Here is a 13,920-nt window from a genome sequence, read left to right as displayed (position 1 = left end):
CATCGTCATCAGCCTGAATAATATTAGGATTGAGGTAAGTAACAATGAGTATGAAAGGCCAAGAAACCCGTGGATTCCAGTCCGAAGTAAAGCAATTGCTACATTTAATGATCCATTCACTCTATTCCAATAAAGAAATTTTCCTACGTGAATTGATCTCTAATGCCTCTGATGCGGCAGATAAATTACGTTTTCACGCACTGTCAGCACCTGAACTCTATGCTGGCGATGGTGATTTGTGCGTACGTGTTTCGACGGATAAAGAAAAACGGACGCTGACGATTTCTGATAACGGTATTGGGATGAGTCGTGATGAGGTAATCGATAATCTGGGCACGATTGCCAAATCGGGGACTAAAGCGTTTTTAGAATCGATGGGTTCCGACCAGGTTAAAGATAGTCAACTGATCGGTCAGTTTGGTGTGGGATTCTATTCCGCCTTTATTGTTGCTGATAAGGTGACGGTGCGTACCCGTGCGGCGGGCGCCGCGGCGGATCAATCCGTGTACTGGGAGTCAGCGGGGGAAGGGGACTATACCATCGCTGATATCACCAAAGACGAGCGCGGAACTGAAATTACGTTACACCTGCGTGAAGGTGAAGACGAGTTTCTGGATGACTGGCGCGTACGTTCCGTTATCAGCAAATATTCTGACCATATCGCGTTGCCGGTAGAAATTGAGTCGCGTACGGAAAGTGAAGAAGAAGGCGGTGAAGCGACTGTCAACTGGGAAAAAATCAATAAGGCTCAAGCCCTGTGGACGCGCAGTAAGTCAGACGTTAGCGATGAAGAATATAACGAATTCTATAAACACATCGCTCACGACTTTACCGATCCACTAAGTTGGAGCCACAACCGGGTGGAAGGAAAACAGGAATATACCAGCCTGCTGTATATTCCGGCCCAGGCACCGTGGGATATGTGGAATCGCGATCATAAGCACGGTTTAAAACTCTATGTTCAGCGCGTATTTATTATGGATGATGCCGAACAGTTTATGCCGAACTATCTGCGTTTTGTTCGTGGCCTGATTGATTCCAACGATCTGCCGCTTAATGTTTCCCGTGAAATTTTACAAGATAGCCGTGTTACTCAGAATTTGCGTAATGCCCTGACCAAACGCGTATTGCAAATGCTGGAGAAACTGGCGAAGGATGATGCTGAAAAATATCAAACCTTCTGGCAACAGTTCGGTTTAGTGTTGAAGGAAGGCCCGGCTGAAGACAGTAGTAATCGCGAAGCGATTGCCAAGCTGCTGCGTTTCGCAACAACGCACTCCGATAGCTCGGCGCAAACCGTGTCGCTGGACGAATATGTCAGTCGCATGGTTGAAGGTCAGGATAAGATTTATTACATCACCGCCGATAGCTATGCTGCCGCGAAAAGTAGTCCGCACCTTGAGTTGTTCCGTAAGAAAGGTATCGAGGTGCTGTTGTTATCCGATCGGATTGACGAGTGGATGATGAGCTACCTGACCGAATTCGATGGCAAATCATTCCAGTCTGTCAGCAAAGCCGATGAAGCGTTGGATAAGCTGGCTGACGAAGAAAATGATGTGCAAAAGGAAGCGGAAAAGGCGTTGGAGCCTTTTGTTGAGCGTGTCAAAACATTGCTGGGGGAACGAGTGAAAGACGTTCGTCTAACGCACCGTTTGACCGATACGCCAGCGATTGTGGTGACTGACGCCAACGAGATGAGCACTCAGATGGCGAAGCTGTTTGCCGCCGCTGGGCAGCAGGCTCCAGAGGTTAAATACATTTTTGAACTGAACCCTGAACACGCGCTGGTTAAGCGTGCTGCGGATGTCAGTGATGACGCGGTGTTTGCTGAGTGGGTTGAATTGCTACTTGATCAAGCCTTATTGGCAGAACGCGGTACGCTGGACGATCCTAACCAGTTTATTCGTCGTATGAACCAATTGCTGACCGCCTGATGTCTCCGAGACCCCGGTTTATCCGGGGTCTCAACATATTCAGGATGACCAATCTGATTTTCTCTTGTACTCACTTCACTGAACGTTTTTTCTTCGTCTACACTGACAATTCATGGCATTCGGTCATGAGGTTTGGCAACTTTTCACCCGTTGATAACATGCTGAAGCGAGCCCGTTCCTTGAGGATAATCGCCTGGAATGGTATGGTTTAGCGTTTTTCAAATTTATTTTAAATATTATATAGCAAGGGGATTTACGCAATGCGTATTATTCTGCTGGGCGCTCCGGGCGCAGGCAAAGGTACTCAGGCTCAATTCATTATGGAAAAATACGGCATTCCGCAGATTTCCACGGGTGACATGCTACGTGCCGCAGTGAAGGCCGGTTCAGAGCTGGGTAAGCAGGCTAAAGAAATCATGGATGCCGGCAAATTGGTTACTGATGAGTTAGTCATTGCTCTGGTCAAAGAACGTATCGCCCAGGACGATTGTCGTAATGGTTTTCTGTTGGATGGCTTCCCGCGCACTATCCCGCAGGCTGATGCCATGAAAGAAGCGGGTATCAATGTCGATTATGTGATCGAATTTGCTGTGCCTGATGAGCTCATTGTTGATCGTATCGTGGGACGTCGCGTTCATGCTGCATCTGGTCGTGTTTATCACGTTAAATTCAATCCGCCTAAAGTTGAAGGCAAAGATGATGTGACCGGTGAAGACCTGACCACGCGTAAAGACGATCAGGAAGAAACCGTACGTAAGCGTCTGGTTGAATATCATCAGCAAACCGCGCCATTAGTGGCTTACTACCAGAAAGAAGCGGATGCTGGTAATACGCGTTATTTCAAAGTAGAAGGTACGCGCAAAGTGGCCGAGGTTCGCGCCGAGCTGGAAACTATTCTGGGCTAATTTTTCCGGTATTAGAGAAAACGTACCGTGCCTTTGATGCCAGATATTCATCTGGCATTTTTTGATCTCTGCATGCTCCCCACTATTCATGTTCTCCGTTATTGATACTCTCCACTATTGATACTCTCCACTATTGATAACATCGGTCTATCCACCCATCACTATTCCGTTTTTTTCGCTACAATAACCATTCTGAAATAGCGCTACAGCAAGCTGATAAGATGGCTTGATTGTCTTGAGGGGATGGTATGAGACGTGAAAAATTCGGCGTTCTGATGGTAAATTTAGGGACGCCTGACGCACCGACACCGCAAGCGGTGAAGCGCTATCTGGCCGAATTTTTGAGCGACAGGCGTGTTGTCGATACGTCTCGTTTACTCTGGTGGCCGTTATTGCGAGTCGTTATTCTGCCTTTTCGTTCCCCGCGTGTCGCAAAACTCTATCAATCCGTCTGGACGAAAGAGGGATCGCCGTTGCTGGCCATCAGTCGCCGACAGCAGCAGGCGTTGGCGGCTCGTCTGGCTGATATTCCCGTCGAACTTGGCATGAGTTACGGTTCGCCGAGTCTGCATTCTGCATTGGATACGCTGTTATCGCAGGGTGTCAAACAACTGGTGGTGATACCGATGTATCCCCAATATTCCTGTTCAACGACTGCCGCTGTTTGGGATGGATTGGCTGCGCAATTGCGTGGTTATCGACAATTGCCAGCGATTCGTTTTGTTCGAGATTACGCCGAACATCCGGCCTACATTGCCGCGTTAAAATATCGGGTTGAACACGCGTTCGCTGAGCATGGTGAGCCCGATCGGTTAGTGCTCTCTTACCATGGTATTCCGCAGCGCTATGCTGAAGAAGGCGACGATTATCCAGAGCGCTGTCGGGCAACGACGGAGGCATTAATCGCCGCATTAGGAATACCTAATGAAAAGGTCATGATGACCTTTCAGTCGCGCTTTGGCCGTGAACCCTGGTTAACACCCTATACCGATGCAACATTGCAAGCGTTGCCGACGCAAGGGGTTAAACATCTTCAGGTCATGTGTCCGGGGTTTGCTGCGGACTGTCTGGAAACGCTGGAAGAGATACAGGAACAAAATCGGGAAATATTCTTGCATGCCGGTGGAACATCATTTCACTACATTCCTGCACTGAATGACGATCCATTGCACATTGATATGCTGGAACAACTGGTTACCCAAGCGGATTAACGTAATTTAAGCCGATTAACACGATAAACAATAAAGCGGGAAAGATTCCCGCTTTATTGCTGATAAAAAAACGCAGTACCTGAAAATCAGATGGGACATTCCCGAGGGATGGCAGGCTCTTCATCCAGTTTCAGCAAGGTGATCATGCTATTGGCAATTTCACGTTCACCCATCACGACCTGATTGGCACCATGTTCCGTGATATAGCTAACCTCATCGTCATAATGAGCACGTGCAATAATCTCCAAATCCGCGCGTTTTTCTCGTGCCGTCGCCACAATTTCTCCCGCTTCATAACCATTAGGGATCGTAAGCAATAGCCAACGGGCACAGTCCAGGCGAGCAATATCCATGATTTCTGGTTTTGTCGCGTTACCAAGAACGGCTTTAATGCCTTGTTCTCGTAGTGCATCGACGCGCGTACGTGAATTTTCCACCACAACGACGGGAATGCCAGCCTGATGTAATTTCGCACCGATCAGGCTACCAACTCGACCATAGCCGACTAACAGAGCATGGTTACATAAGTCGACGGGGATTTGTTTTTCCTCTTCGATCGCTTCTTCCACAATCTGCTCTTCAATGGTTTCATGTTTTGCCAGATAGCGCTCAAGCATCGTAAAGAGCAAGGGGTTAAGCATGATGGAGAGAATCGCCCCGGCCAACACCAGACTGCGACCTTCTTCGGAGAGTAAACCCAACACGATTCCGAGACCGGCAAGAATAAAAGCAAACTCACCGATTTGAGCCAAACTGGCAGAAATAGTTAAAGCGGTACGTTTCGAGTGACCGAATAGCCGAACCAGCAGGAATGCAGCCGCTGATTTACCGAACACGATGATTGCCAACGTGATCAGAACGGAAAGTGGATCGTTGACGAGGATCATCGGATCAAACAGCATGCCAACGGAGACAAAGAACAGAACCGCGAACGCATCACGTAACGGTAGCGTATCGTGTGCGGCTCGTTGGCTGAGTTCGGACTCATTCAGAACGACACCCGCAAAGAATGCACCCAGCGCAAAGGAAACATCAAACAGTTTTACCGCGCCAAAAGCGATCCCCAGCGCCATGGCGAGCACGGCTAGCGTAAACAGCTCCCGAGAACCTGTACTGGCGCTTTTTGCCAGAACCCAGGGAACCAAACGACGTCCGACAACAATCATTAGCGTAATGAAGGCAATCACTTTACCGATAGTCCAGGCGAGATCGCGCAATAGTTTACCGGTATCTGCATGTTCGGCACCAATCATGTCGCCAAAGGCTGGCAACAGAACCAGTGTGAGTACCATGGCTAAATCTTCTACAATTAGCCAGCCAATAGCGATTTGGCCTCGCTGGCTATCAATCAGTTGCCGTTCTTCCAGAGCACGTAACAGTACGACGGTACTCGCCGTGGAAAGACAAAGCCCAAAGACCAGACCACTTGCCAGACTCCAGCCGAGAACCGCAGAAAGCCCCATTCCGAGTAGCGTTGCAACCGCAATTTGAGCAATCGCACCCGGAATGGCAATCGACTTTACCGCCATCAGGTCTTTTAGTGAGAAATGTAAACCGACGCCAAACATGAGCAGGATAACGCCAAGTTCGGCTAATTCTGGGGCCAATGATGTATCAGCGACGAACCCTGGCGTAAAAGGGCCGACAAGTACGCCGGCAACAAGATAGCCAACAAGAGGAGAGATGCGCAGACGGTTCGCCAGAATACCGAGAAGGAAGGCGAGTACCAGCCCTACAGCGATAGTAGAAATTAGAGGTGTTGTAGCATGCATCCCGACTCCTTTTGCCAAGTGTGAAACGTGAATGAGCGGATTTCTTATACAAATTCTATTGTATATTGATAAATGTTGCTTGGATAAAAAGCGCTTTTTGTTAAAAACGTCAGCTTACCAAGTAATTCATAGTGTAACATAGATTTAAGTGAAGTTTCTCCTGATAAGCATTGATAAACATGCTTAATTATTATGATAAAGCTCATGTCTTGGCATATATCTCTTCAAGATTTCCCATTTATTTGATTGCCCCCTGTTATTCAACGATGAAAAACCATAGAAGATGAGGAATAAGGGACGTAATGTCTGATTATCCTTACGAACCATCTATATTAGAAAGAATTCATGACAGCACAAAGACACATGTTATCCATTCGGTGAATCAGGACGGCGGCATTTAGCGGCGTATCCTTTGTGATGAAAAACCGCTTCAAGCATTGTTCATTAAGCTATGCTAGCCTGAACAACGATGCTTTCTTGTTGGCTGGTATCTAAAATAAACGGAGATTTATCATGCGTTTTTCAATGAAAACCCTGAGTTGCACGGTGGCATTATCGTTGGCGTTAGTGCCTGTCGGCGCGATGGCTTGGGAGAAAGATAAAACGTATGCCATTACGATATTGCATACAAACGATCACCACGGTCATTTTTGGCAAAACGATTACGGCGAGTATGGACTGGCAGCGCAGAAAACGCTGGTTGATAGCATTCGTGAGGAAGTGGCGAAAAAAGGAGGGAGTGTTCTGCTGTTATCGGGGGGCGATATTAACACGGGTGTCCCTGAGTCGGATTTGCAGGATGCTGAACCTGATTTTCGTGGCATGAACATGGTTGGCTATGATGCGATGGCGCTGGGTAACCATGAATTTGATAATCCGCTCTCTGTCTTACGCCAACAAGAAGAATGGGCCGATTTCCCATTACTTTCCGCCAATATCTATCAAAAAAGTACCAATACGCGTTTATTCAAGCCTTATGCGTTATTTGATAAGCAAGGGGTTAAAATTGCGGTTATCGGTTTGACGACCGATGATACCGCTAAATTGGGTAATCCCGAGTATTTTACTGATATTGAATTTCGTCAGCCGGCAACCGAAGTCAGGCAGGTAGTCGATCAATTACGCAAGACAGAAAAGCCGGATGTCGTGATTGCAGCAACACACATGGGGCATTATGACGATGGACATCACGGGTCGAATGCGCCGGGTGATGTTGAAATGGCGCGTAGTCTGCCCGTAGGCTATCTGAACATGATCGTCGGTGGTCATTCTCAGGATCCGGTTTGTATGGCGGATGAAAATAAGAAACAGGTTAATTATGTACCGGGTACACCTTGTGCTCCTGACCGTCAAAATGGGGTTTGGATTGTTCAGGCGCATGAATGGGGGAAATACGTTGGTCGTGCGGATTTCACTTTCCGTAATGGTGAACTGAAATTGGATCATTACCAGCTTATCCCGGTCAATCTGAAGAAAAAAATTGAGAAAGCGGATGGTAAAAGCGAACGGGTGTACTACACGCAGGAAATCGCACAAAACTCTGATGTTCTGAAGATGCTTACGCCTTTTCAGGAAAAAGGCCAGGCACAGTTGGATGTCAAGGTTGGCCATGTCAACGGGAAATTAGAAGGGGATCGTAGTCAGGTGCGTTTTCACCAGACTAATCTGGCACGGGTGCTGCTTTCGGCTCAGCTTGAACGAGCGAATGCCGATTTTGCGGTAATGAGCGGTGGTGGTGTGCGCGATTCGATCGAGTCTGGTGATATCACCTATAAAGATGTACTGAAAGTCCAGCCTTTTTCCAACACGTTGGTTTACGTGGATATGAAAGGCAGCGAGGTGGAAAAATACCTGGCCGTCGTGGCGAATAAGAAAGTCGATTCCGGCGCTTACGCGCAATTCTTGAATGTTGCTCTGAACGCGAATGGTGAAAGCGTACAGAATGTCAAAATTAAAGGCGAGCCGCTGAAAGCAGAGCAAATCTATCGTATGGCAACGTTGAATTTTAACGCGATGGGAGGCGATGGGTATCCGCGAATTGACAGCCTTCCCAGTTACGTCAATACGGGGTTTGTTGATGCTGAGGTGTTGAAACAATACATCGAGAAGCATTCACCGCTGGATGCAGAAGCCTACGCGCCGAAAGGTGAGATAGCTTATAAATAACTAATAATCGTGGCGGTTTTTGTCTCTTCGCCAGTGGCGAAAACCGCTGTTTTTTCTCTCTAGAAATTCTCCGCAAACGGTACAGAGCTTATTTCACTTAAACGGTGAGCGTTATCCATCTATTAACCCGCACCGCCAAGACCTATCATTAACATTAAACAGTTATCTATAACAGGAACGATCTTAAAGGCTCAGTTCCAATAATCTTCTACATTCGCCAGTATTTCACAGTCACAATAACCACCATACTGCTGTAGCCATGACAATACAGGTTCAGCTTCAATATTACAGGCTGCAAGAAACTGCTGCGTTAGCGCACTGCTATGATCACAACCTGCGGTCAGTTCTGTATCCAGATAATCAAACAGGGCTTTTAAATCATTTAATAACAATGGCATCGCTGCTTCTGCTGCCATCCGCTCATTCCGAGCTTGCTCTTTTAACAGTAACTTACGACGATCTTTTTCAGCTTTTGACAACGACACTACGGCTACCTTTCTCTATTATTTCAACGTTCCCGATATAATATGGGCCTTCCCATATTGTCCATGTTTTTGACTGCACTAATGATGCCAACTGCTCAGCACTACAGAGTACTTTCAACGTTGCAACCAGGGTTTCTCCAGGCATCAGTGTTCCCTCAAAATAAAACCCCCCCATAAAATATTCACCCGTTACTGGGTGTTTATGGTTAGGTCTGTAACCTGAAGCACATGCCGTGCGCCTGGCACCATTTTTATCCAGAGATACATGCACGCTAAATTCAGCGCTCTGATGTGGCATCAATAACACTCCAGTGCAGCGAATCGTCCCGTCTGCATACTACAGACACTTACTTTTTAATATCGCCGGGTCAAATATCACCAGCGCTGCGGAGCTTTCTTTCACACCACAGGGTAAAGCACCTGCTTTCAGAATATCGAATACTGTTTCTAGTACAGAGCCAGTTTGCAGTCCTTTCAGATATCGTTGGACACTGACCATCATCAACATATAGTGGCATTCGTCGCTGGTTTCACTGACGAAATCATCATATTCCACGTTTTCTGTCAGCCCGGCCTTTTTCTTTAAAAGATAGGCCTTACGTTTACGGATCTGCGCTTTCATGTCATCGCTGGCCGCAAGCCGGATATGCTGCTGAATATTTTCGTCAGCTTGTTCGTAATTAACATCCAGTATCAGAGCACCAACTTGTTCAGCAAAAAAATCATCCCATATCCGATAACCTGCAGGAAGATGCTGGCTGAACAACAGTTGCAAAGCTTCGTCTTTATTATTAATAACGGAGTACTGCGGCAGAACCGTGGTTAAACCAGCCAAAAATTGCGGCTGATTAAAAAAACGCACCGGCTCCATATAGAAATTGACATGATCACTCACTGCATTACCTCAAAACGTCAACAATGTTAATTTGTAAAATACGCTGGTTTTGCGCAGTGATAGCATCTAACGGTTCCATCACCGTCACGCTGGCCCCCAGAGCCATAGTCATAACAAACTAAAAATGAATATTACGTTAAAATCTGTCTGAATTTTAATCGATGTCTTTTGCGAGCAAAAAGTCATTCACAACTTTCAGGAAAAGCTCTGGCGCGTCTTTATGCACTTCATGTTCGGCAAAAGGGATATTAAAGAAATGAGTTTGTGGCAGTTGCTGACGTAATGCTGATACTTCTTCCAGTGACAGCAGATGATCATGATCCCCACGGATCAATAATAGCGGCGCGGTAATCTGACGGATCTGCTGCCCCGGATAACCGCTTGTCGCCGTGTCAGTCCACAGACCAACAACAGCATTGACCAGCGTATCAAAGTCCGGTTCTGGATTCACCGCCTTATAAGCGTCAACCGACTCAGGATCCATCTGTTGCCACATGTCTGCAGTAAGACCACTCAGCATCTCAAATACCGGCCCGTTACGATCCAACTGAAATTGTGCGCCGACGGTAATGAGTTTATCTATTTTAACGCTCTGTGCTGCTGCCATCCTATAAGCAACAATACCACCGTCACTGAAACCCAATACAGAACAGGACGTTATTCCAAGGTGAGTCAATACAGCTTCGACATCATGCTGATAACGTTGATAAGTTAGTGGCAATGTTCCCAGCGTTGATTTGCCATGCCCGCGGAGATCAATACCAATAAAGTAAAACTGCGGCGGTAGTTGCGACATAATTGAATTAAAATCGGTCAGACTGCCTAATCCGCCATGCAATAACAGTAACGGTTGTTTACTGCGGTCACCAGCAACTTCGTAGTAAATACGACTTTCTTCAACCTGTAGATACTGTCCGGATACGTGGTTAAAGCTTGCCATTTTTTTCTCCGTTAATACTAAATAACCCACTGTGATCAGTACCACACCGCAGCATAAAATGATCAGTTTCGATACACCATTCAAACCAGTTACCATCATCCGTGAAACCTCTTAATGTAAAATATGATAAATCGTATTCTGACGTCATGATTTGCTGTAGCGTTTTTTTGACATCAGGTTGCCACTCTGACCATAGCTGCGAGGTATTCCAGTAGCGGATCTTCTCCGCCGCTATTTGACTGAAACTCAATTGACAACGCTCCAGCAGTAATACTTCACCATCAGATAGCGGATGCTCAGCCAGCAAATAAGCGACATCCAGTTCGACTGTTAATGATTTGCAATCACCGGTGCGTGTAATACTAAAAATGTGGGTATCGTCCAGACTGATTTGATTAAAACCATGACAGATCGAATTCGGTAACACAGCCATAATAACCAGAGTGGTCCTCTATCAATTATTCCACCATAACATTATTCCACCACAACCCGGATCGACGACGACCGTAGTGCAATGTCTTTCAGTGCCTGATAAAAATGCCCCTGCTGCCATAAGCGTATATGTCCAGTTTCTGTAAAATGCAGCTCACATTCTCCGGGCCAACCAGGACCACCTTGTAAAGCATCGCTAAAGGCATCTAGATTACGACCAAAATACTCAGCACCATCAACGTCGGCAAACTGTAAATAACAACGCCAGAATTGCGTTTCCGTCATGATATTCCGGCAATTAATGGTAATAATTTTCATCTGCCTATTTTCTCTTAGCGCTTGTCTACGATCTGCGGTACTTTCCTTGGTGTAATCTTCGCATCGAAAGCCACGCTAAATATATACCCGTCATACTTCAAGTTGCATGTGCGTTGGCTACGCTACTCGGCCCGTCGTGGGCCTCGCCCTAAAGGGCCGCTGCAAGCAGCGTTCAAACCTGCCTCTGGCAGATTTGTCAGTCACCCGAATCACTTACTCAAGTAAGCTCATCGGGATTCCTTCGCTTGCCGCGTTATTCGGCCTTATGGCCTCACCCCTTCGGGGTCAGCGCAAGCGCTGTTCAAAAACGCTTTGCCGTTTTTGTCCTGAAACTTGAATTATTTTGGGTATACACTGCCTTTGAGAGGTTGAGACAACCGCGTTTTACTCAAACCATTCACCAGCCGATTCTAACCGCTTAGTGTGTTATTTTGCCGCCCACTCAAATACCCACCTTACGCGCCCGCGTATCGACGTAATGTGTCGTCACTATTTATCTAGTCAGAACAATACGCTAATCCGTGTTGCTGCATGAAAGGTTATCTGGCCTTACCCGTAAAAATTAATCAAATCAAACAATGACGATTTTCAATTGAAGGATGTCTTATGACGAGCCGTTCCATTCTTAAACACATCCCCTGGATGATTCTTGGAATCATCGGGGCTGCCTGCCTTGGCGTAGTTGCACTACGTCGCGGTGAGCACGTCAGTGCATTATGGATTATTGTCGCTTCTGTTGCCGTCTATCTTGTGGCTTACCGATACTACAGTCTGTATATCGCCCAGAAAGTGATGAAGCTGGATCCAACGAGAGCAACGCCTGCCGTTGTGAATAACGATGGCCTCAACTATGTCCCTACCAACCGCAACGTTTTGTTCGGTCATCACTTTGCTGCTATCGCGGGTGCGGGGCCGTTGGTTGGGCCAGTACTGGCCGCGCAGGTCGGCTACCTGCCGGGTACGCTTTGGCTACTGGCGGGGGTCGTTTTGGCAGGTGCCGTACAGGACTTCATGGTACTGTTTATTTCAACCCGTCGTAATGGCGCGTCGTTAGGCGAAATCGTCAAGAAAGAGTTGGGCCCTGTACCGGGCACGATTGCGCTGTTCGGTTGCTTCCTGATTATGATCATCATTCTTGCCGTACTGGCGTTGATCGTGGTGAAAGCGCTGGCAGAAAGTCCATGGGGCGTCTTTACGGTTTGCTCGACGGTGCCAATTGCCCTGTTTATGGGTATCTACATGCGCTTTATCCGTCCGGGTAAAGTCGGTGAAGTTTCGGTAATCGGTATTGTGCTGTTGGTGTTGGCGATTTGGTTCGGTGGCGTGGTTGCCCACGATCCGTACTGGGGCCCGGCACTGACCTTCAAAGATACCACTATCACCTATACGCTGATCGGTTACGCCTTTGTTTCTGCGTTGCTGCCGGTGTGGTTGATTCTGGCTCCGCGTGACTATTTAGCCACTTTCCTGAAAATTGGCGTCATCGTCGGTTTGGCGATTGGTATTGTTATTCTCAATCCAGATCTGAAAATGCCAGCCGTGACGCAGTTTGTTGATGGTACGGGTCCAGTCTGGAAAGGTACGTTGTTCCCGTTCCTGTTTATTACGATTGCCTGTGGGGCGGTATCTGGCTTCCACGCGCTGATTGCTTCCGGTACGACACCGAAATTGCTGGCTAACGAAAACGACGCTCGTTTTATCGGTTACGGTGCCATGCTGATGGAATCTTTCGTTGCGGTCATGGCGCTGGTTGCGGCATCGATCATTGAGCCTGGTCTGTATTTTGCCATGAACACTCCGCCAGCGGCGTTGGGTATTACCATGCCGGACCTGCATCGGCTGGGCACTGCTGATGCGCCGATGATTCTGGAACAATTGAAAGATGTTTCTGCACACGCGGCGGCAACGGTCAGTTCCTGGGGCTTCGTCATTTCACCGGATCAGATCCTGCAAACGGCGAAAGACATTGGTGAACCTTCAGTATTAAACCGTGCGGGTGGGGCTCCTACACTGGCGGTTGGTATTGCTTACGTATTCCACCAGATTATCCCCGGTGCCGATATGGGCTTCTGGTATCACTTCGGTATTTTGTTTGAAGCATTGTTTATCCTAACTGCGCTGGATGCAGGTACGCGTTCTGGTCGCTTTATGTTGCAGGATCTATTGGGTAACTTCGTTCCGTTCCTGAAGAAAACGGATTCACTGATTGCGGGTATCATCGGGACTGCGGGTTGCGTCGGGCTGTGGGGTTACCTGTTGTATCAAGGCGTTGTCGATCCGCTGGGTGGCGTGAAGAGCCTATGGCCGCTGTTTGGTATCTCTAACCAGATGCTGGCCGCCGTTGCTCTGGTTCTGGGTACGGTCATCCTGATTAAAATGAAACGGACTCAATATATTTGGGTGACAATGCTTCCGGCTATCTGGTTGTTGATTTGTACGACATGGGCACTGGGCCTGAAATTGTTCAGTGACAACCCGCAGTTGGAAGGCTTCTTCTACATGGCTAACATGTTTAAAGCGAAAATTGCTGAAGGCGGTGCCGATTTGAGCGCACAGCAGATTGCCAACATGAACCATATCGTCATCAACAACTACACAAATGCTGGCCTGAGTATTATGTTCCTGTTTGTGGTGTACAGCATTATTGCTTACGGCATTAAAGTGGCGTTGGATGCACGTAAAGTCTCTGAACGTACCGATCAGGAAACGCCTTATGTACCTGTTCCTGAAGGTGGAGTGAAGGTGTCCTCTGGCCACTAAGCGCACTCATCCCCGTTAGATTTTGGGAGACGGCTAGCACGGTCGGTACGCAAAAGATGACGGGAATCTCTACCCTGTATAATGTATAACGTTATACAGGGT

11 protein-coding genes are annotated in these 13,920 nt (G+C 47.4%); 5 read left to right on the top strand and 6 right to left on the bottom strand.

Annotated elements, in window-relative coordinates:
• Window positions 1-50: 50 nt before the first annotated feature.
• From htpG to hemH, 3 genes are all read left to right on the top strand, one after another.
• Window positions 51-1,934, top strand: a complete 1,884-nt coding sequence (gene htpG / locus ACKPVM_RS01930; RefSeq protein ID WP_409306501.1) for a molecular chaperone HtpG — start codon at window positions 51-53, stop codon at window positions 1,932-1,934.
• Window positions 1,935-2,194: 260 nt separating this feature from the next.
• Window positions 2,195-2,839, top strand: a complete 645-nt coding sequence (gene adk / locus ACKPVM_RS01925) for an adenylate kinase (RefSeq protein ID WP_409306451.1) — start codon at window positions 2,195-2,197, stop codon at window positions 2,837-2,839.
• A gap of 248 nt (window positions 2,840-3,087) precedes the next feature.
• Window positions 3,088-4,050 carry a ferrochelatase gene (hemH, locus tag ACKPVM_RS01920; protein WP_409306450.1) on the top strand — a complete coding sequence of 321 codons (963 nt, stop codon included), beginning with the start codon at window positions 3,088-3,090 and terminating at the stop codon, window positions 4,048-4,050.
• Between the two features lie 86 nt (window positions 4,051-4,136).
• Here hemH and ybaL read toward each other — a convergent pair whose 3' ends face one another.
• Entirely contained in the window at window positions 4,137-5,822 is a 1,686-nt protein-coding gene (ybaL, locus tag ACKPVM_RS01915; RefSeq protein WP_409306449.1) for a YbaL family putative K(+) efflux transporter, read from the bottom strand.
• Between the two features lie 513 nt (window positions 5,823-6,335).
• On the opposite strand from ybaL, the gene ushA reads away from it, so the two are divergent.
• Entirely contained in the window at window positions 6,336-7,988 is a 1,653-nt protein-coding gene (gene ushA / locus ACKPVM_RS01910) for a bifunctional UDP-sugar hydrolase/5'-nucleotidase UshA (RefSeq protein ID WP_409306448.1), read from the top strand.
• A gap of 191 nt (window positions 7,989-8,179) precedes the next feature.
• On the opposite strand, the gene ACKPVM_RS01905 is transcribed toward ushA, so the two are convergent.
• From ACKPVM_RS01905 to ACKPVM_RS01885, 5 genes are all read right to left on the bottom strand, one after another.
• A complete protein-coding gene (locus tag ACKPVM_RS01905; protein ID WP_409306447.1) occupies window positions 8,180-8,473 on the bottom strand; it encodes a DUF2695 domain-containing protein in 294 nt (97 codons plus the stop codon).
• A gap of 337 nt (window positions 8,474-8,810) precedes the next feature.
• Entirely contained in the window at window positions 8,811-9,368 is a 558-nt protein-coding gene (locus ACKPVM_RS01900) for a hypothetical protein (protein WP_409306446.1), read from the bottom strand.
• A 154-nt stretch (window positions 9,369-9,522) separates the two neighbouring features.
• Window positions 9,523-10,308, bottom strand: a complete 786-nt coding sequence (locus ACKPVM_RS01895) for an alpha/beta fold hydrolase (protein ID WP_409306445.1) — start codon at window positions 10,306-10,308, stop codon at window positions 9,523-9,525.
• Window positions 10,295-10,741, bottom strand: a complete 447-nt coding sequence (locus ACKPVM_RS01890) for a hypothetical protein (protein WP_409306444.1) — start codon at window positions 10,739-10,741, stop codon at window positions 10,295-10,297. The genes ACKPVM_RS01895 and ACKPVM_RS01890 overlap by 14 nt, the downstream gene beginning before the upstream one ends.
• A 41-nt stretch (window positions 10,742-10,782) precedes the next feature.
• Window positions 10,783-11,058, bottom strand: coding sequence for a barstar family protein (locus tag ACKPVM_RS01885; protein ID WP_409306443.1), 276 nt, complete (start codon window positions 11,056-11,058; stop codon window positions 10,783-10,785).
• A 606-nt stretch (window positions 11,059-11,664) separates the two neighbouring features.
• On the opposite strand from ACKPVM_RS01885, the gene ACKPVM_RS01880 reads away from it, so the two are divergent.
• Window positions 11,665-13,818, top strand: coding sequence for a carbon starvation CstA family protein (locus ACKPVM_RS01880; RefSeq protein WP_409306442.1), 2,154 nt, complete (start codon window positions 11,665-11,667; stop codon window positions 13,816-13,818).
• Window positions 13,819-13,920: the final 102 nt, after the last annotated feature.

The sequence above is a fragment of the Pectobacterium hainanensis genome (assembly GCF_046237015.1).
In the GTDB taxonomy this organism is placed as follows: domain Bacteria; phylum Pseudomonadota; class Gammaproteobacteria; order Enterobacterales; family Enterobacteriaceae; genus JBJYIN01.
This window is presented reverse-complemented; position numbering and strand designations above follow the sequence as displayed.